Genomic DNA, 17,246 nt, shown 5'->3' on the forward strand with positions numbered 1-17,246 from the left:
ATTAATTAATCTAAGGTAGTAACCAATCATTAGTCCACTCATTCCGACGTGAGGCAGTTCGCATCCGGCGCAGAATCTTCGTCAATATTTTCGCGGGCGAAAATCCTCTCATACACCTTTAGATTGATGTAAACTGGCCGCACTTGTTCATCTTCGCTGATTTGAGTTTTCGACCGGAGAGCAAGCACGGCGGGGTCGGCCGGCGGAATCGTGGCGGACAAGGCCACAAAGGCGCCCGGCAGCGTCGACAATGGTGTCCCGGGTGTTATGCACAGAATCGAGCTAATCCTTGCGCTTTTGGCCTCGATAGGTTTTAAGCCCGGTGACCCCAGGATCATCCGACACGGACGAGACGCGCATCGCGGTGGCATTTGGAACCGGGGCGTCACACCCGGCGCCGCCCGTGCGCTTCGCTCACATAAGGAAACCAACATGGCCAAGATGACCAAGAACCAGTTGATTGACGCAATCGCGGAAGCAACGCAGCTTTCCAAGGGAGACGTAAAGACCGTCATCGAGCAGATGGCGATCGTCGGCTACAAGGAGCTGAATGAATCCGGCGAGTTCGTCATTCCCGGCTTCGTCAAAATGTCGGTGGTGAACAAGCCCGCGACCGAGGCCCGCAGCGGCGTCAACCCGTTTACGAAGGAGCCGATGGAGTTCGCGGCCAAGCCGGCCAGCAAGTCGGTGAAGGCGTCACCGTTGAAGGTTGCCAAGGACGCCGTTTGATAAGGCGCAAGTGCAAACTGTCAGCCGGACATAATTCGGCGAGCTTGTCGCCCGCATCAGCCAACGGGGCGCGCGAACGCGCGCCCGATGGCAGGCTCCGCGGTATGCGGGCTACAGGCTCCCGGATATTGCTCCGCGCATCCGGGCTACGTTGTTGACTTCCGTCTTGGACCCAAAGCCGTCATGAGCACGCAAAGGCGGGAGCGGCTATTTGCCCGCCGCGAGACGACGTGTTCCTGATGCGGTCAAGCCAAGCTCGCCGAGCCGTCTTAAGGCATAGCCCATGCCGACAAGTCGTTCCCAGTGAACCTGCGGGATCTCGCGCTGCGCGTCGCCCTTGCTGATCTCGCGCAGGGAATCAAACTCACTGGGACTTAAGGTCGGGGATGGATCATTGGTCATGAGGCTATTTCCGTCCACATCTTGAAGCCGCGACGATTCTTCGTCGACATGCATTCTGCAACGGGTCTGTTTCGGAAGTGGCTACGAAGCCGCCGAAAACAAGGCTTTGGCTGCCCTGCTTGATCAAATGCGTATGCGCATGAGAAAACCATAGCTAGTTGCCGCGAAAGCGCGCACGGTGCGCCGATGGCCGGACAATTTAATGGGTTGTCGCGCAGATGCGTTGCGCTGCGGATTGTCCATGCACCCGCGACGGGACACGGGACATTTCAGACACCCGTTCCGCATCGAGGGCATCGATCGCGAGCTTCCGGCCGCCGCACCGCGTTGAGGGCCCTCCGATCGACCTCGACAAGCGTCCCGGCCATGGCCGCGCAAATCGCCACCGATATCTGTCGCCTGCGGGCCGACGTCGGGCTTCGAAGCCGGATCTGGAGCGGCGTAGCCAGAACGACTGAACTTCATCCGGCCGGTTCGACGCAGAATCGGAACGGCCCAACCGAAAGCACCTGATGCAAAATCTGTCGCCCCGTCATGTCAAGACCGAAGAGGCATCCCGCCTTGGCGTCATCTCCGGCTGGTACTCGACCAAGGTCTCCGGGACCTTCGTCTCCGGCCCGCATGACTCCGAAACCGACTGCCTTCGCAAAATCGCCGAAATCAATCCACCACCAGTACCCGTCAAGAAGCGGGTCGCTTGAGCGACGACGAATCGAGAGCCCCGTTCCGATTCCATCGGAACGGGTCTTGAGAAGCAGCCGCTGAAACGCCGGTGCCGGGGTTTCGTGGCTAAGCTGCAAATTCAGCAGCATGGAGCCGCCATGGCCGAGCCCGCGATCCGCCTTCTTGAAGTCGCCGTGTCGCAATCCGGTCAGGCCCGGTGGAAATGGAACGTCTCGGAGGGGATCGTCGAAATAGCGGCAGGTTATGAGGTGACGCGGCAAGCCGCTCAAGCGGAGGGGGATTCGGCCCTGTTCGCGCTGCTCTCGATCAGCCGGAAATAATAAGCGCCCCCTTCAGCTGCATCCGCCGCAACCGCCGCCCCCACCACCACCGCCGCAACCGCCGCCGCCAGCACCGCAACCGCTGCCGCCAGAGCTGCTCATTGTCCGCGAGGCGGCGTAGACCGACACGTAGGCGGTGCCGGACAGGACGACCGCGCCTGAGAGCGCGACGGCAAGCAGCAGTTCGTGATCGAGCGGCGCGCGCGAGGCCCGCGCATGGGAGGCCTGAGACGACCGCAGAACGTCGTTGCCGGCACGCGTCCGCCTGCAACGCCACGCCAGGACAATGCCGCCGATTGTTGTGAGGGTGAGCAGGACCAGCAGAATTTCGATTGGATGATGCCGTTCTGCGCCGACAATGGCCTTGGTGATACCAAGCCCCAGGAGGAGACCGATGAAGGGCAGGACGGTCATGCGGAAGGCCGCCATCTGAGCACCGGTCGGGCAATAACCCAACTCTTGCAGGCGCCCGTGAATCCGCCCGACGATTGGCTTGACTGCCGTCTGGAACTGCCGTCGCGTCATGTTGGGCCAGACCGACAGAGCGGGCGAGCGGCCTAGCAGGGCCGTCAGCGGCGATTGGTCGGTGACGGTGATCGCGTGATCCCTCGGGTTGATAGTAGCGCCATGCCCCGATGTAAGGCCGAGCAGGACCGCGTCGCCGAGGCGGCGTTCACCGCCGGCGAGGTAAGCCAATTCCAACGGGCTCAATCGGCGGCTCGCCTGCGCGGCCGGCCCGATCATCGACCTCAAGCTGAAGCCCCACGCGAAGAGGATGATTGCAATGGTCACATAGAGGGCAAGGAAGGGGCCGGCCGTCCAGTCGAGCGGATTCCATGGCATCAATTCACCTCCTGAATCGACTGCGGATCCATGCAATGGGCTTTGGCATGACAAGCCAGCGGCTCCGGTCCGTGATGTGATATCGCGGCCGTGCGAAGCGCAGATGCGTCGCCGGCCAGAGCTCCGGGCTCGGCGGCCCGAAGGCGCGCTCGTGCAGTGCCAGCGTTTCGGCATACTGCCGACGATAGGTCATCTGGGCCTCGGGGCCGCCGGGTGTGGGATCGTGGTGCAGCCGCGCCTGCAAGGTCTCTCCGCACCAGATCAGCCAATAGTCGCGTGAATAGATCAGATGCTGGTGCCAGACCTCGTCGACGACCTCGCTTGGCGTGACCGGCGTCGGCGAGACGATTGCGAGAAAGCAGAAGCGGCGATAGGCATCGACGGCGGCGCGGGCGTCCTCGAGACTCCAGCCATGGTCGCGCGCGAGTCGGCGGGTAAAATTCAGCGGTGTGTCGGGCTCGAAATCATGCTGCTCGACGCGCCGCCACAGCTCCTGCCGCGCCTGTGTCCAGATCGGGTCATCCGACTGGACGTCGATTTTGAACTGCGCCCGTTGCAACGAAAGCTCCAAAGGATCGCTCGAAGCAAGGATAGCATGGGATCGGCAGGACCGCCACGCACGGCGGCCCGCCTTGCGTCTTACCAGTTCCAGCCCTGCGCCGGTTGCCAGCCCTGCTGCGCCGGTTGCGCCGGCTGATAGTACTGGCCGCCGCGCCGGCGCGTGTTGACGGGTTGGGGGGGCGGATCGGGCTGGAAATGGAAGAAGCCGAATCCGAAGCCGTCGTTGCTGGCAACGGGGACTTCGTCGACCGGACGTGGCGTCGGCTTGCGCGTGATGAAGCCGCCCTGGGGCTGGTTGCTCAGGACCGCGACGAACTCGGTGCGATAGTTGGTCTCGCTGCTCAGCGGCTCGTCCGAGACGACGATCGAGGATCGCGGCGCTGCGGTCGGCGCGATCCGATCCAGCAGATCCTGCGGGATGGTGATGCGGTCGAGCGCGTCCTTGGCGTCGTCGCCGCTGTCGATCGTGACAGCGGTCCAGCGCAGGCCCGAATCGTTGCGCGCCACCGCCGTGAAGATGTGCGTGCCGATCGGTTTCTCGGGATCACGGATCGTGACCGGGACCTCGATGCTCGCATCGAACACCTCGCCGCCATCAGGCCACGGCTTATGGGTGTTGCGGCGGACGTAAAGTTTCTGCGTCGCCCGGCTGATGTAAACCGAGACCGGCTCGAGTGCGAGCTTGGCTTCGCTCGCCGCCTTGGCGGTGTCGGTTTTCTTGGTCGCGGCCGCCTTGGCGGCGTCCTTGGCGCTCGCCGCGGCGTCGAGTTTGGATTTCGCGTCCGCATCGGCGGTGTCGAGCTGGGTCCCGAGGTCCGCGGCCTTGGCGGCGGCCTTTTGCTTGAGGTCATCGGCCCGCGCCTTGGCCTCGTCCGTCTTCGCGGCGGTGAGCACCTTGTCGGCGTAAGCGAGCTCGGCGTCGGCGCGGGTCTTGAGCGCCTTCAGCTTGCGCAGCGACGCGGTCAGCGATGCCGTGTCGCGCGCGGTGGTCGCTGCGGCTTTCTTGGTCTCGTCGACCGCCTTGGCTGCCTCGGCCGCCTCGCGGGCCAGCGTCTCGGCCTTGGCCGGCGCGGCCGCGATGGCCTCCTTGTTCGGCACGAACAGCGCGGGGTGGGAGAACTCGACCGGGGCCGCGTCACCAGGCGCGATGATCACCCGCATCCCGATCGCAGTCTTGTCAAACAGGTTCTCGGCAAAACCATAGGGCATCCGCACGCAGCCATGCGAGGCCGCATATCCGGGCAGCGGCCCGCCATGCAGCGCGACGCCGTTCCAGGTGATGCGCTGCATGTTCGGCATCCAGGCATCATCATAGAGGGTCGAGTGGTGGTCCTTGTCTTTCTCGAGGAGGGCAAAGACCCCGGCCGGGGTCTCGCGTCCCTTGATGCCGGTCGACACCGGCGCGCGCAGGATCCAGCCATCGGCGTCGTAGAAGGTGACCTGCTGGGTCTTGATCGACACGATCGCCATGATCGGATCACCGGCCTGGCGCGGTGCCGTCGCCTCGACGGGGGCCGCGGGGCGGGGCTGTTTCGCCGCGGCGGGGGTGGCCAGCGCCGTCAGCGCGGCCATCGCCGCCAGCGTCACAACCGTGGGAAAGCCCCAATGCCGCGTCGCGACGGTGGATTGCGCCGTCGTCAATCGAATTGCCATGCCATGCCTCGGTTGAAATGCCCGTCCGCGCCTGCGTCGATCACGTGTCAGATTGCGGCTTTCGGATTAATGAACCGCCACTACCATCGGCGCGGCCAATTCGTTCCCAAAGGGAACCATCGGCACGTTCCGGCAGTGATTCTTTCATTATACGACAGCCCGCGCCGGAGGAAGAGCAGCGGGCGACTGAAACTGACCCCAGGCTTCGGTCGCGCGAAGCAGCCGGCGGGTTCATCCCGCCGGCTGTTCTTGAGCACCGCCCCGAAACCGGGCCGCGCCATCCCGTTTGGTCGGCAGTCACTATTTCGCGAACGCAGGAAATACCGGCAATTTGTCGATGTCGCGGGCATCGTGCTGGATGATGACCGTCGCCTTCAGATTCGCCGCGATTTTCTTCAGGCGCTCGATCGAAGCCACCGTCTGGGCGCGATCGTAGTTGAACCATGGCACGCCGTCGGAATCCCAGTTCTCGTGGAAGTGGACCGCGTCGCCGGTAATGATGACAGGGCCCATCTGCGGCAGTTTGACCAGCAGGCTGGAATGGCCCGCCGTGTGGCCGGGCGTGCGCAGCATGATCACGCTGCCGTCACCGAACACGTCCTTGTCGGTGGGGACCGGCTCGACCTTGCTCTCGCCCTTGATCCAGCTTTCGAACGGCTTGAAGTTCGCGCCTTCGGGCGGCTTGGGGCTGGAGATCGCGTCCCACTCCCTGGCGCCGATCAGCAGGGTTGCCTTCGGAAACGAGGCGATCTGGCCGGTGTGATCGGCATGATAGTGGCTGATGCCGACATATTTGATCTGATCGGGTTTGAGGTCGATCCTGGCGAGGGTATCGACCAGGCTCACCTTCGGCGCGACGTTGGGTGCCGTCATCGCATGGCCGGTATCCCACAGCATGTAGTCGTCGCCGTGTTTGATGAGGTAGCAGCTGAAGACGAACTGAATCTTGAGATCACCATAGGCAAAGGTATCCGAGAAACGTTCATTGACTGATGTCGGTGCCTGTGGCGTGCCGCAATCGATGCGGGCCAGCGACACCTCCGGCGCCGCTTTGGCAGGCGCTGCCATGCCGGCCAGCAGACTGGCGCCGGCCGCAAGTATCATCATTGCTCGATTCATTTTCTCGTTCCTGAATTGCACTGTGGCTGGCTTCGCGGTGTGGCGACGGGCAACGCCCGCAGAATACACGGGCGTGAAGGGGAGCGAATGTCCGTTGATCGGACACCTCGTAACAAGTGCGTCAGGATGAAGTAACACCGTTCGACATTGCGTATTCCCGGGACCGCGATGTCACGATCGGCGCCGTCGATTGAACCAGACGTCGCCGACGGTGATGGCCGCCGGTCACCTCGTGGGCCTCGGGATGCATCTTCTGGTCCGCGGTCTGGCGTCGAACCCGGCTATCTCACCGCCGGTCACTTGCTTGACCCTGCCTTTGCCGCAGCTGCCGTCGTCGACCAGCAACACCATTCCCGGCGCCATCTTGCCTTCGGGAGGCTCCTCGTTGACAACAGGAGCGTGGCCGAGCCGGCCTGGAGCCTCAAATTGCGCACGGCAGACGCCGCCGGCAGCAAGTGAAATACCGAGAGCGACGATCCCGGTAGCAAGCATTCCCATGTTCTCACCTGTATGGCGAGGTTCGGAGATCGTATCCTGCTCCGGTTCGTCGCAGTCCGCTATGAGCGGCTGCGCCTGGCGTGCGGAGTGTCGAAGGCAACCAGTTTGTGAGAGCTGAGATCGACCGTCACGTGGTCGTCCGGGGCCTTCACATGTCGCCCGTCCGATGCGGGATGGTACTCGACCCGCAACTGCTGTTCATCCACAAATACGCGCAGATAGCCGTAGTTCTGGTCATCGTAATTTTCGAAAACGACCGTATCTCGGCCCTGGGCCAGTTGCGGTAGTTCCGTTGGCACGCGCAAGACCCCGCCATCCTGCTTTCGACGCAATCGCGACGTCGCGTGTCCGCCGTTTCCGCCAATGATGTAGGGTATCTCCCGGTCGGCCATCCTTCGGGTAAAGCGCTGGTAATTGTGGGCGTGCCCGGAGAGAACGGCATGCGGCCAAATTCCGACGTCCTGGCAGATCTTGTCCATCTGCTTCATGACATTCGGACTTCCACCATGGCCCGATCCGTGTGTGAAAATCGGATGATGGATTGCGACAATGACCGCTCCCTTGAAATTCTCGGATTTGATCCGGGTCAGCGCGGCCCGCAGATAGGTCAACTGCACGTCCGTGACTTGCGGAAAATGTCCCTCCTCCGTCGAAATGATCCCGGGGTCCTCGAGCGTGTTGCTGTAGAGGCAGAGGATACGCACGTAAGGCGCCTCGAACGTGTAGTAGACGCCGGGCTGAATCATGGTGGTTCGGTCGAGGCCACCCGCTTCGAGAGCGTTCTTGAAACCGGGCGTGCAAAAATTGCTCAGAAAGGCATCAAGTGTGATCGCATTTGTATTGGGCGCAACCATCCCGTCGTGGTTTCCGGCGATTGCGATGATCGGTGCCGGGTAGTTTCGGTACGGTTCATAGAATTGATCGTAGTAGTATTCTTTCTCGCCAAAACTGTAGACCACGTCACCGAGGTGGAGGAAGAAAATTGGCTTGTCGCCAACTTGCTCCTCAAGGAAATCGGCTTCCATCTTGTCCGCGACCGCCTCTTGCGGCTTGACGCTCCGGGTATTTCCGGTGTCCCCGACCGAGTGAAAGATGATCTGACGGCTTTGAATGACCCTTCGTGCGAGGGATTTTCCTTCCGATCCCCAGATCTGCTCCAAGGTCAGGACAGGCTCGTCACCGCCACGAGCTCGCGGAAAAGCTGATGGTTTGATCTCGTGATTTTTCTTTAGCTCGTCGAGGATGCTGTACGCTTCCGCGTCGGACTTATGGGGCGTGCGAAATTTGCCGGGAGCCGAGGTCGGCTCCGGCTGAGCAAATTCCGGCTCGCCGCCGATAGGTGGAGCCAACGGGCGTGTGCTGGGCGCCTGGCTCGGAGCGATCCGAGTTTTGCGGACAGGAGTCTTGCGGGCGCGTGCTATTGCTTTCTTACCCATCTGAAAATCTCCCAATGCTATGAATGAAAATATCTATGAATGTATCGGTTATCCTAACGGGTGACCCGGGCATGGCCATGTTGGCTTGGCTTGCGTCTTGACGATTTGGCGCGCGTGCTTTCGTATGGCGGCGTCGCAGAGCGCGCATCCCCAATTGATCAGCTGCTCCTGTTCTGTGTCGTCGAATGGATTCAGACGCGTGCGAAGTGTGCCGATATGCATGCCGCAGAACTCCCGCAGAGGGGCGACGACGAGATCTTGATAGCTTTTCGTGGTTGGATCTTTTGCGATGCCCAACTCGATCAGCCGCCAGCACGAGCCGATGTGGAAGAGGGTGGCGCGGAAGCCGCCTCCCGACAGCGCAAGCCCCAGCCCTGCTTCAACGCCTTCTGACCCGAATGGCATGACCCCTGCCCAGTACGAAGCCGCGGGGACGGAAAGCTAGACGATCGCACAAAGGTTGTCCATTACAATATTACTACCTGTGACTTTGTTGGACGCATCGCGTCGAGCTACGCCGGCAAGGGCGTCGTCCGATATCGGTGGTGAGCGCCGAGTTGGTAGCGCATACTCGCGGTCGGTCGGAGGAACTGCGATGCAGCTGCGAGTCTTTGGGCGCACCGGAATGCAGCTCTCGGTCCTCGGCTTCGGCTGCGGGGCGGTGGGCGGATTCATGGTGCGCGGCGATCCCGCCGAGCAGGAGCGCACCATCGCGCGGGCGATCGCCGCCGGCGTCAACTACTTCGACACCGCGGTGCAGTACGGCAATGGCGAGTCCGAAAGGAACCTTGGCCGCGTTTTGCAGAAGCTGAAGCCGGCCAATGTGGTCGTCGGCACCAAGGTCCGTTTGCCGCCGAGCGAGTTTGGCAACGTTGCTGATACCGTGACGAGTTCACTCGAAGGCAGCCTGGCGCGTTTAGGTCTCGACCGGGTCGATATCTTTCATCTGCACAATCCGATCACCGAAAACGGCGGCGGATCGGCGCTGAGCGTCCGGCAGGTGCTGGACGATGTGGTCCCGGCGTTCGAACGGCTGCGTCAGCAGGGCAAGATTCGTTTCCTCGGCATGACTGGTGTCGGCGATACGGCGGCACTGCGGCAGGTGATCGATGCCGGCGTCTTCGACAGCGCGCAAATCGTCTACAACATGCTCAATCCATCCGCTGCGGAGGCATTGCCGCAAAACTATCCGGCGCAGGATTATCGGCGATTGTTCGATCACACCAACGCTGCCGGCGTTGGTGTCGTGGGCATCCGCGTGCTGGCCGGCGGCGCGCTGTCGGGAACGGCCGAGCGTCATCCGATTGCGGGGCCGGCGCCCGAGCCGATCGGTTCGGCAAAGAGCTACGAGGTCGATGTCGAGCGCGCGCGCCGTCTGATGCCGTTGATCGAGGCGGGGTTCGCGAGCAGCCTCACCGAAGCCGCGACGCGGTTTGCGCTGTCTCACCCGGCGATGGGCACGATCCTGGTCGGCATGGCGACGCCGCAGCAGTTCGACGACGCGCTCGCCGCGGTCGAGAAGGGCCCGTTGCCGCAAGCCGCGCTCGAGCGTCTGTCTGCATTGGGGCAGGGATTCTCCGGCGAAGCGCGGTGATCGCGCTAATGATGGGTATCGCTACGCTCCACCCACCCTACGACGTCGGTTACAGCGTCACCACGATCTTGCCCAGGTGCTTGTTGGCTTCCATGTGCGCGAACGCCGCGCCGATGTCGTCGAATTTGTAGACCTTGTCGATCGGCAGCTGCAGTTTTCGCGCTTCGACCGCCGGCCAGATATCTTTCCGCACCTCATCGAAGATCTCGCGGATCTCTTCGATCGAGCGAGTGCGGAAGGTGACGCCGATATATTGAATCCGGCGCGCTGCGTGGAGATCAAAATTGAAGTCGGCATGGGTGCCGCCGAGCCGGCCGACATTGACGATGCGGCCCTTGACCTTTGTCGCCGCCAGGTTCTGGTTGGCGACCTTGCCGGAGACCTGGTCGACGATCAAATCGACGCCCTTGCCGTCGGTTGCCTTCAGCACCTGATCGACCCAGCCGGGATCGGAGGAGTCGACCGCGAGATCGGCACCGAACTCGGTCAGCCGTCCGCGGCGCATCGCATCCGTCGAGGACCCCATGACGAGCTTTGCGCCCTTCAGTTTTGCGATTTGCATCGCCATCAAGCCGACGCCGGAGCTGGCGCCCTGGACCAGCACGGTTTGGCCGGCCTGCAACGCGCCATTGGTGACGACGGCGTTGTGCATGGTGGCGAGCGCGACGGGAAGCGTTGCGGCCTCGTCGAAGTTCATGTTCGAGGGCGCGCGGAACAATCGGCCGTGATCGGCCAGCGTGTACTCGGCAAACGCCGCGCCGCCGGAGCCCATGATCTTGTCACCGACCTTGACACCTTTGGCATCGGGGCCGAGCTCGGCAACCTCGCCGGCCCACTCCATGCCGAGCACGGTGCCGACGCCGCCGGCCGCGCCGTGGACATGACCCTTGGTCATGCCGAGGTCGGCGCGGTTCAGCCCGCAGGCATGAACCTTGACCAGCACCTGGGTGCCCTTCGGCTGCGGTTTTGCGACCTCGGCGATTTCAGGGCCGTTGGCTCCGTACACGTAAGCTTTCATAGGCTTTGCTCTACTCTTGTTGGCCGATGCGTGTTCGACGGGACGTTACGGCTGATGGGCGTCCACGAGCTGCTTGCGAAAGAAGGCCAGAATGTCAGCGTCCCACTCCTTGTGGAAAGCGACGCGGTCGAAGCCCGGCCGGTCCGTGCAAAATTTCGGCAGGCGCTTTGCCATATCCGCAGAGCAGGGCGACAGGAAGTCAAAATGTCCGGCATTGCGGACAATATGAATGTCCGCCTTGACCGGTAGGTCGTTGTAGATCGCCGCGACCTGGTCGGGATTGATCTCGCTGATTCCGTCTTCGCCGCTGAGTTCCGAGGCCCAGAGCTCGGTCGGTATCTTCACATCCTTCAATCCGTTCCGATCGAACAACGGACCGAACGCCGGATCGGCGATGACCATGGCCTTGACGCGAGGGTCATGGACGGGCGTCCCGGTCGGGATCTCCTTCCGTTGCAGTTCTCCGCAACTCGGCTTGCGATCGAACACCGAGCAGAACGTGGTGGCCTTGCTGATATCAGGATTGGCACCGGCGACGACGAGGCCGGTGTAGCCGCCGCGTGAGAAGCCGAAGAAGCCGATTTTGTCGGGATCGAGCCTGGCGCGGTCCGACCATGCGTCGAGCATGTAGTCGATCGCGCGTTTGATGTCGGCGGAGCGCTCGACCAGCACCGCAAGCGTATCCGCCCGGGTCATGTCGCCGGCGCCGGTATCGACGGGATGATTGACCGCGACCACGACAAAGCCGGCATCCGCAAGCGTCTCGGCGGTGTCGTGATGCCCGGTGAAGCTTCCGCCATAACCATGCGACACCACGATGAGCGGCAGCTTCTCGCCCACGACAGCGCAATCCGTCGTTCCGGGGAGGGTCGAGGTGCGCAGTTGCACCTCGCCTGCCGGTGCAGCGCAGGGCGACCACACCGCGATCTGCATCGGCGGCGGGGCTCCCTCGGTCTGCACCTTGATCAGCCGAAGGCCGGCTGCATGGGCCAACGTGGCCGACAAACAGAGCGCGGCCGCAACGGCTGACGTGAAGAGACGCATGCTAACTCCCGTCAGAGGATCGCCGGCATCGCGAGGCCGGCTGCCGCCGCGATGCCGCTGGCCGCCTATTCCGCGGCCTGGCGCTTGCCGCCCGACATCATGCCTTCGAGCCGCTCGCGGATGATCGCCTCCGCCTCGTGCATGATGCGCGAGATCAGTTCGCCACAGGTCGGAATGTCGTGGATCAGGCCCTGCACCTGACCGGCCGACCAGATGCCCTCGTCGGCATCGCCTGATACGTAGACCATCTTGCCGCGGGCGCCGGCGACGAGTTCGCGGACGTCCTCAAACTTGGCGCCCTCCTTCTCCATCTGGACGACCTTGGTCGAGATCGCATTCCTGGCGACGCGCGAGGTGTTGCGCATGGTGCGGAAGATCAATTCAGTCTCGCGCTCGTCATTGGCGACGATCTTCTCCTTCACGAGCTGATGGATCGGGCTTTCCCTGGTGCACATGAAGCGGGTGCCCATGTTGATGCCGTCGGCGCCGAGCGCAAGCGCTGCGACCAGGCCGCGGGCATCGCCGAAGCCGCCGGATGCAATCATCGGGATCTTCACCTTGTCGGCGGCGGCCGGGATCAGGATCAGACCGGGCGTGTCGTCCTCGCCTGGATGTCCCGCGCATTCGAAGCCGTCGATCGAGATCGCATCGACGCCCATCCGCTCGGCTGACAGTGCGTGGCGGACGCTGGTGCATTTATGCACGACCTTGACGCCATTCTTCTTGAACTCGTCGACATGCTCCTGCGGCTTGTTGCCGGCGGTCTCGACGATCTTGATGCCGCTCTCGATGATGGCCTGGCGATATTCGGCGTAAGGCGGCGGCTTGATCGAGGGCAGGATGGTGAGGTTGACGCCGAACGGCTTGTCGGTGAGGTCGCGGCAGCGCGCGATCTCCTTGCGCAGATCATCCGGCGTCGGCTGGGTCAGCGCCGTGATCATGCCGAGCGCACCGGCATTGGCGACGGCGGCGACCAGCTCCGCGCGCCCAACCCATTGCATGCCGCCCTGCACGATCGGGTGGTCAACGCCGAACATCTCGGTGAAGCGTGTTGTGATCATTCTGCCCTCGGTTCCCGCTCGAATTTTCCGTGTCGCGGGACAAGCCGCGCACGGTTGCTGTTCGCACGGAGGATGCCGCTCGGGCCGGCAAAAGTCTATCCTGCGGGGGCGGCGCGCCCATGCGGAAATGCGGGGATCTTCAGCGGTCGGCGCGCAGGCGGAAGTTCATCTCGATCTTCAAGGCGGAGTTGCCGCTCGACGGGCGCCAGGCCGTGTAGCCCTGCGTGGGTTCGGGATCGCTGCCGAGATCGACCCGCCAGGTGACTTCGTCGATGCCGGGCAGGGCCAGGCTGACGACGCGTTGGCTCGCCTTGTATGACAACGACGCCTTCGCGAGGACGACCTGGCGGTTGCCATCATGGCCGTGCCAGCTATCGCTCACGCTGATGGGCGCATATCTGCGGCCGCCTTCGGTGACATCGATATGCACATCCTCTTTCGAAGGCGGCAGGGCCATGTCCGGCGGCAGCCGGAACTGCAGGTCGAGCGTCATGTCGCCATGCGTGAGGTAGGGCGAGCGGATCAGCTCGTACCACGCCCACCACCCGAGCCCTCCGGCGAGAACAAGAAGCGCAACCGCGAAGGGGCGTGAGATGCGCGTCGGTGGCGTGGTGGCGTTGCCGGACGGCGCCGCGGAGGGCACGCTTTTGACGATGCCGATTCCAGTGAATAGCCACACGCCGGCGATGAAGCCCACCACAGCGCCGATCGGTCCGATATTGAAGAAGGCGCCCATGGCGGTGCCGCCGTCGCGGTCCGGCCCCGCGAGCGCGACCACCAGAAAGGCAAGCCCGAACCAGCCGGCCAGCATGCCGATCAGACCGGAGAGAAGGCCGAGGATGATGCGCATGAAACAGGGTGATGCCAGCCGCGCGAATTCGCTTGGCCATCAAGCTAGCAGGTGCCGACGGCAAGAACCAGTTCACGCCTATGGTTCGCCGCTGCCATCGATCGCGACGAAGACGCGAGCTCCCCTCCGATTCAATCTGAATCGACGGGCTCTACGTCGCTGCAAGTGCAACGCCTTCCGGCGCGCCTGAAACGTCCGCCACGATGCTCTGCTTCAGTTTCTGATTGACGATCTGCACCGTACGGTCGATGTCGGCGTTGGGGACACCAAGCTGATGCGAGATCAGCTTCACCAGCAGGTCGACGCGCTCGATGGTCGGCGCGCCACCCGCGACCGCCCGGGCCGCCGACGAGGGCTTGAGCAGGCTTTCCGCCGCTTTGGCGTATTTCTCGAACGGCACCTGATCGGCGGGATCGGCGCCGAGACGCTGGGCGATGGCGTCGACATGGCCGTAGATCGACTGCGAGAGATTGATATCGCCGTGCACTGCGTCGCGGATCGATTGCGGCTCTCGCGGCGTGATGCAGCGGTAATTCCCCGTCAGCAGCATCGACCATTTGGCCAGCGGGACGAACATCGAATCGAACACCCTGAGCTTCACCGGAACGTCCTGGCCATCCAGCTTCACCGCATCGATGTCGGCTTCGAGCTCCCGAAGCAGTAGATTATGTTTCGCGTCCGCAAATGGCGCGGCTTTGAAATTTGTCGGCAGGCCAACATGAAGAACGTTCGCCGCCTCTTCAGGTGGACGGAAGGCCTGCGGATCAGGAGAGCAGAGCGACACCAGGCCCGGCTCGAACCGTTCCCATACCGCGGCGTTGGTATAGGCCTCCTCCAGATCCATCTTCGCAAGCGTGGGGATCCGCTTGAGATAGGGCAAAGGCGGCATGTTCATGATCGACAGGCAAGGCAGCTTCGCCTTGGCGATCTCTTTCATCAAGGCCTTGATCGCATGGTCGGCGTATTGCGGTTCCTGCATCGCAAGGCCGACCAGATCATAGCGCGAAGGATCGACATCGGCGGGCTCGACCGCGTCCAGGATCCCGGGCAGGTCGCGCGAGAAGATCGGCCGATGGGTCGCCTCATCGCGCAGCTTGATACGAACTTCAGTACCGTCGCGATTGATAAGGTCTGCCGTCTGCTTCCGGCAAACCAGGGTGGCGTTGTGACCCGCCATCAAGAGCTTTGTCGCCAGCAATGAGCCGTACGAGGCTCCAAGGATCAGAATGTTCCGCGCCATGCGACCTCCCAAAGATGATGTTTCCGGCGCGCACGACCCCGGCGCAGATTTGCGATCGCCTGTCTTGCGACAGGCGTTAAGTCAGACATTGCGGTGTGACGCCGCGTCCTCGGGCGTGCAATTCCCGGGCTGTCGGCGATATCAGAAGTGGCCGGTCAGGCTGCGAACACCGTGGCGGAGCCGGTTGCTTCCTCGTCGAACGCCGCCGAGATGTCGCGCATGCTGACGACGCCGATCAGGCTGTAATTGTCGATCACTGGCACGTGGCGGATGTGGTGCTTGTTCATGAGATGACGGATATGCTCGATCGTGTCGGTCGAATTGCAGGACACCAGCTGCTGCACGGATACGAATTGCGACACCCGCATGTTGGCGCCGGCCGCGCCGTGCTGGGCGATCGCGCGCACCACGTCGCGCTCGGTGAACATGCCGACGGGGGTGTTGCCCTCGGTGCGAACGACATCCTTGACCACGAGCGCGCTGATATTGCTCGAGCGCATCAGTTGCGCGGCGATCGCCACGGTCTCGTTCATGCGAACGGTTGCGACGCGGGCGGTTTTCTTGCGCAGGATATCTCCGACTTGCATGGCGACCTCCTTGGGTTGTTGGTGGCGCTAGTCTGGTATACATAATACCAATTGTCAACACGACGCGGACGAAGTTACGACCAAATAATCGCTGTAAATAGACAGGATTACTGATGTTTATGGACTCTCCGGAGGCGGGGCACGGTGCTGAGGGCCTCAGTCGTCTGTCTTCTTGTATCTGGCATGCCTGTGGCGGGGCAAAAAGAAGAGGCGCACCGAAGTGCGCCTCTTGCGGTCCAGCGAGACGGATTGGGATCAGGCCGTCTTGGCGTTCGTCGCAGTTGCGGCTTCGGCGGCGGCCTCGCTGCCGAGGATGAAGGCGCGCCGCATCGGCTTGATCACGAACAGCGCCATCAGCGCCGCAGTTGCATTTAGCGCGACCGCGATCACGAACACCGCCTGCCAGCCATAGCTGGCCGCGACGATGCTGGCGGCCGGCACCAGCAGCGAGGCGGTGCCCTTCGCGGTGTAGAGCATGCCGTTGTTGGTGGTCGCGTACTTCGACCCGAAGGTGTCGCCGCAGGTCGCCGGAAACAGCGAGTAGATCTCGCCGAAGACGCCGAAATAGACCGCCGTCGAGAGCACGAACACCAGCGGAATATGGCCCCAGGTCGAGAGCGTCAGCAGCATCAGCGCACCGGTGCCGAACGCGATGAACATGGTGTGCTCGCGGCCGATCTGGTCGGAGACCCAGCCGAAGAACGGACGTCCGAAGCCATCGAAGATGCGGTCGAGCGAAATCGCAAACGTCAGTGCCGCCATCTGGAAGCCGGCGAGCGAGACCGGCGTGTTGGCGATCTTGTAGTCGTGCGCGATCGGCGCGATCTGCGCCGCCGTCATCAGGCCGCCGGCAGCGACCATCACGAACACCAGATACATGGTCCAGAAGATCGGGCTGCGCAGCACCTGCGGCGGCGTGAAGTCGATCTTGGTCTGCGGCAGATTGAGCTGCTTCTTCTTCGCCGGCATCGCGACATCAGGCTTCTGGATGAAGAAGGCGAGCAGGAACACGATCAGGCCCTGGCCGATGCCGAAATCGAAGAATGCGCTCTGATAGCCGCTCGAAGCGATCATGATCGAGATCGGCCACACGGTCAGCGCGGCGCCGGCGCCGAAGCCGGCCGCGGTGGCGCCGGCGGCGAGGCCGCGGCGATCGGGAAACCATTTCAGCGCATTGCCGACACAGGTGCCGTACACAGCACCCGCACCCATGCCGCCGACCACGGCAGCGACGTAGAGCAGGGTCAGCGAGTCGGCGTAGGAGTTCAGCACCCAGGACAGCGCGATCATGATGCCGCCGAACATGATGACGATGCGCGGGCCGTATTTGTCGACGAACCAGGCTTCGACCGGCACCAGCCAGGTCTCGGTCACGACAAAGATCGTGAAGGCGAGCTGGATTGCGGCGCGGCCCCAGTGATGCGCGCCGTCGATCGGGTCGACGAACAGCGTCCAGCCGTATTGCAGGTTCGCGATCATCGCCATGCAGACGATGCCCATCCCGAGCTGGAGCCAGCGGAAACCACTCGACGAAGGTTGTGCTTGTGTGACGGCAGCGTTGCTGGACACCATCAAATCCTCCCGAACGCGTTCTTGCTCTTGTGACC

The 17,246-nt window shown here is 62.8% G+C and carries 20 protein-coding genes; 4 read left to right on the top strand and 16 right to left on the bottom strand.

The genetic code is table 11. The features are described from left to right. Positions 1-38: 38 nt before the first annotated feature. On the bottom strand, positions 39-251 hold the full coding sequence (locus tag UP10_RS33810; RefSeq protein ID WP_156180512.1) for a hypothetical protein: 213 nt from the start codon (positions 249-251) through the stop codon (positions 39-41). A gap of 181 nt (positions 252-432) precedes the next feature. Between UP10_RS33810 and UP10_RS33815 the strand changes: the two genes are divergently transcribed. Then, a complete protein-coding gene (locus UP10_RS33815) occupies positions 433-729 on the top strand; it encodes an HU family DNA-binding protein (RefSeq protein ID WP_044539907.1) in 297 nt (98 codons plus the stop codon). A gap of 207 nt (positions 730-936) precedes the next feature. Here UP10_RS33815 and UP10_RS43495 read toward each other — a convergent pair whose 3' ends face one another. Beyond that, positions 937-1,131, bottom strand: coding sequence for a hypothetical protein (locus tag UP10_RS43495; RefSeq protein WP_082077399.1), 195 nt, complete (start codon positions 1,129-1,131; stop codon positions 937-939). A gap of 512 nt (positions 1,132-1,643) precedes the next feature. On the opposite strand from UP10_RS43495, the gene UP10_RS33820 reads away from it, so the two are divergent. Both UP10_RS33820 and UP10_RS33825 read left to right on the top strand, forming a co-directional pair. Continuing rightward, the gene (locus tag UP10_RS33820) at positions 1,644-1,832 is read left to right on the top strand and encodes a hypothetical protein (protein ID WP_044591531.1); all 189 of its coding nucleotides are present in this window, start codon (positions 1,644-1,646) and stop codon (positions 1,830-1,832) included. A 120-nt stretch (positions 1,833-1,952) separates the two neighbouring features. Then, positions 1,953-2,135 carry a hypothetical protein gene (locus tag UP10_RS33825; RefSeq protein ID WP_044591532.1) on the top strand — a complete coding sequence of 61 codons (183 nt, stop codon included), beginning with the start codon at positions 1,953-1,955 and terminating at the stop codon, positions 2,133-2,135. A 12-nt stretch (positions 2,136-2,147) separates the two neighbouring features. Here UP10_RS33825 and UP10_RS33830 read toward each other — a convergent pair whose 3' ends face one another. The 7 genes from UP10_RS33830 to UP10_RS33860 form a co-directional block, all read right to left on the bottom strand. Further along, entirely contained in the window at positions 2,148-2,978 is an 831-nt protein-coding gene (locus UP10_RS33830) for a TIGR04222 domain-containing membrane protein (RefSeq protein WP_044591581.1), read from the bottom strand. Positions 2,979-2,982: 4 nt separating this feature from the next. Then, on the bottom strand, positions 2,983-3,537 hold the full coding sequence (locus UP10_RS45510; protein WP_197086964.1) for a glycine-rich domain-containing protein: 555 nt from the start codon (positions 3,535-3,537) through the stop codon (positions 2,983-2,985). A gap of 80 nt (positions 3,538-3,617) precedes the next feature. Continuing rightward, positions 3,618-5,192 carry a L,D-transpeptidase gene (locus tag UP10_RS33840; RefSeq protein ID WP_044591534.1) on the bottom strand — a complete coding sequence of 525 codons (1,575 nt, stop codon included), beginning with the start codon at positions 5,190-5,192 and terminating at the stop codon, positions 3,618-3,620. Positions 5,193-5,492: 300 nt separating this feature from the next. Next, positions 5,493-6,311, bottom strand: coding sequence for an N-acyl homoserine lactonase family protein (locus tag UP10_RS33845; RefSeq protein WP_050043926.1), 819 nt, complete (start codon positions 6,309-6,311; stop codon positions 5,493-5,495). Positions 6,312-6,536: 225 nt separating this feature from the next. Then, on the bottom strand, positions 6,537-6,809 hold the full coding sequence (locus tag UP10_RS46800) for a DUF6719 family protein (protein ID WP_502692335.1): 273 nt from the start codon (positions 6,807-6,809) through the stop codon (positions 6,537-6,539). A gap of 59 nt (positions 6,810-6,868) precedes the next feature. After that, a complete protein-coding gene (locus UP10_RS33855; protein ID WP_082077396.1) occupies positions 6,869-8,245 on the bottom strand; it encodes a metallophosphoesterase family protein in 1,377 nt (458 codons plus the stop codon). A gap of 48 nt (positions 8,246-8,293) precedes the next feature. Further along, complete coding sequence (locus UP10_RS33860; protein ID WP_044591537.1) at positions 8,294-8,650, bottom strand: hypothetical protein; 357 nt, start codon at positions 8,648-8,650, stop codon at positions 8,294-8,296. A 190-nt stretch (positions 8,651-8,840) separates the two neighbouring features. Here UP10_RS33860 and UP10_RS33865 point away from each other — a divergent pair, with 190 nt between their 5' ends. Beyond that, positions 8,841-9,839: an aldo/keto reductase gene (locus tag UP10_RS33865; RefSeq protein WP_082077397.1), complete on the top strand. Its 999-nt coding sequence runs from the start codon at positions 8,841-8,843 to the stop codon at positions 9,837-9,839. A gap of 49 nt (positions 9,840-9,888) precedes the next feature. On the opposite strand, the gene UP10_RS33870 is transcribed toward UP10_RS33865, so the two are convergent. From UP10_RS33870 to oxlT, 7 genes are all read right to left on the bottom strand, one after another. Next, positions 9,889-10,857 carry a zinc-binding dehydrogenase gene (locus UP10_RS33870; protein WP_044591539.1) on the bottom strand — a complete coding sequence of 323 codons (969 nt, stop codon included), beginning with the start codon at positions 10,855-10,857 and terminating at the stop codon, positions 9,889-9,891. 45 nt (positions 10,858-10,902) lie between these two features. Beyond that, the gene (locus tag UP10_RS33875) at positions 10,903-11,901 is read right to left on the bottom strand and encodes an alpha/beta hydrolase family protein (RefSeq protein WP_044591540.1); all 999 of its coding nucleotides are present in this window, start codon (positions 11,899-11,901) and stop codon (positions 10,903-10,905) included. Positions 11,902-11,966: 65 nt separating this feature from the next. Then, positions 11,967-12,962: an NAD(P)H-dependent flavin oxidoreductase gene (locus tag UP10_RS33880; RefSeq protein WP_044591541.1), complete on the bottom strand. Its 996-nt coding sequence runs from the start codon at positions 12,960-12,962 to the stop codon at positions 11,967-11,969. Between the two features lie 139 nt (positions 12,963-13,101). Continuing rightward, positions 13,102-13,812, bottom strand: a complete 711-nt coding sequence (locus UP10_RS33885) for a hypothetical protein (protein WP_044591542.1) — start codon at positions 13,810-13,812, stop codon at positions 13,102-13,104. 151 nt (positions 13,813-13,963) lie between these two features. Beyond that, positions 13,964-15,052, bottom strand: a complete 1,089-nt coding sequence (locus tag UP10_RS33890; protein WP_044591543.1) for a ketopantoate reductase family protein — start codon at positions 15,050-15,052, stop codon at positions 13,964-13,966. 155 nt (positions 15,053-15,207) lie between these two features. Beyond that, positions 15,208-15,639, bottom strand: coding sequence for a CBS domain-containing protein (locus UP10_RS33895; protein ID WP_044591544.1), 432 nt, complete (start codon positions 15,637-15,639; stop codon positions 15,208-15,210). A 255-nt stretch (positions 15,640-15,894) separates the two neighbouring features. Next, complete coding sequence (gene oxlT, locus UP10_RS33900) at positions 15,895-17,211, bottom strand: oxalate/formate MFS antiporter (RefSeq protein ID WP_044591545.1); 1,317 nt, start codon at positions 17,209-17,211, stop codon at positions 15,895-15,897. Between the last annotated feature and the right edge of the window lie 35 nt (positions 17,212-17,246).

Origin of the sequence: Bradyrhizobium sp. LTSPM299 (genome assembly GCF_000938235.1) — a bacterium.
Lineage (GTDB): Bacteria > Pseudomonadota > Alphaproteobacteria > Rhizobiales > Xanthobacteraceae > Bradyrhizobium.

Bases quoted from the DNA above. Each gene is read 5' to 3' on its own strand.
- UP10_RS33815 (WP_044539907.1), top strand. From the start codon at position 433: ATGGCCAAGATGACCAAGAACCAGTTGATTGACGCAATCGCGGAAGCA.
- UP10_RS43495 (WP_082077399.1), bottom strand. From the start codon at position 1,131: ATGACCAATGATCCATCCCCGACCTTAAGTCCCAGTGAGTTTGATTCC.
- UP10_RS33820 (WP_044591531.1), top strand. From the start codon at position 1,644: ATGCAAAATCTGTCGCCCCGTCATGTCAAGACCGAAGAGGCATCCCGC.
- UP10_RS33825 (WP_044591532.1), top strand. From the start codon at position 1,953: ATGGCCGAGCCCGCGATCCGCCTTCTTGAAGTCGCCGTGTCGCAATCC.
- UP10_RS33830 (WP_044591581.1), bottom strand. From the start codon at position 2,978: ATGCCATGGAATCCGCTCGACTGGACGGCCGGCCCCTTCCTTGCCCTC.
- UP10_RS33840 (WP_044591534.1), bottom strand. From the start codon at position 5,192: ATGGCAATTCGATTGACGACGGCGCAATCCACCGTCGCGACGCGGCAT.
- UP10_RS33845 (WP_050043926.1), bottom strand. From the start codon at position 6,311: ATGAATCGAGCAATGATGATACTTGCGGCCGGCGCCAGTCTGCTGGCC.
- UP10_RS46800 (WP_502692335.1), bottom strand. From the start codon at position 6,809: ATGGGAATGCTTGCTACCGGGATCGTCGCTCTCGGTATTTCACTTGCT.
- UP10_RS33855 (WP_082077396.1), bottom strand. From the start codon at position 8,245: ATGGGTAAGAAAGCAATAGCACGCGCCCGCAAGACTCCTGTCCGCAAA.
- UP10_RS33860 (WP_044591537.1), bottom strand. From the start codon at position 8,650: ATGCCATTCGGGTCAGAAGGCGTTGAAGCAGGGCTGGGGCTTGCGCTG.
- UP10_RS33865 (WP_082077397.1), top strand. From the start codon at position 8,841: ATGCAGCTGCGAGTCTTTGGGCGCACCGGAATGCAGCTCTCGGTCCTC.
- UP10_RS33870 (WP_044591539.1), bottom strand. From the start codon at position 10,857: ATGAAAGCTTACGTGTACGGAGCCAACGGCCCTGAAATCGCCGAGGTC.
- UP10_RS33875 (WP_044591540.1), bottom strand. From the start codon at position 11,901: ATGCGTCTCTTCACGTCAGCCGTTGCGGCCGCGCTCTGTTTGTCGGCC.
- UP10_RS33880 (WP_044591541.1), bottom strand. From the start codon at position 12,962: ATGATCACAACACGCTTCACCGAGATGTTCGGCGTTGACCACCCGATC.
- UP10_RS33885 (WP_044591542.1), bottom strand. From the start codon at position 13,812: ATGCGCATCATCCTCGGCCTTCTCTCCGGTCTGATCGGCATGCTGGCC.
- UP10_RS33890 (WP_044591543.1), bottom strand. From the start codon at position 15,052: ATGGCGCGGAACATTCTGATCCTTGGAGCCTCGTACGGCTCATTGCTG.
- UP10_RS33895 (WP_044591544.1), bottom strand. From the start codon at position 15,639: ATGCAAGTCGGAGATATCCTGCGCAAGAAAACCGCCCGCGTCGCAACC.
- oxlT (WP_044591545.1), bottom strand. From the start codon at position 17,211: ATGGTGTCCAGCAACGCTGCCGTCACACAAGCACAACCTTCGTCGAGT.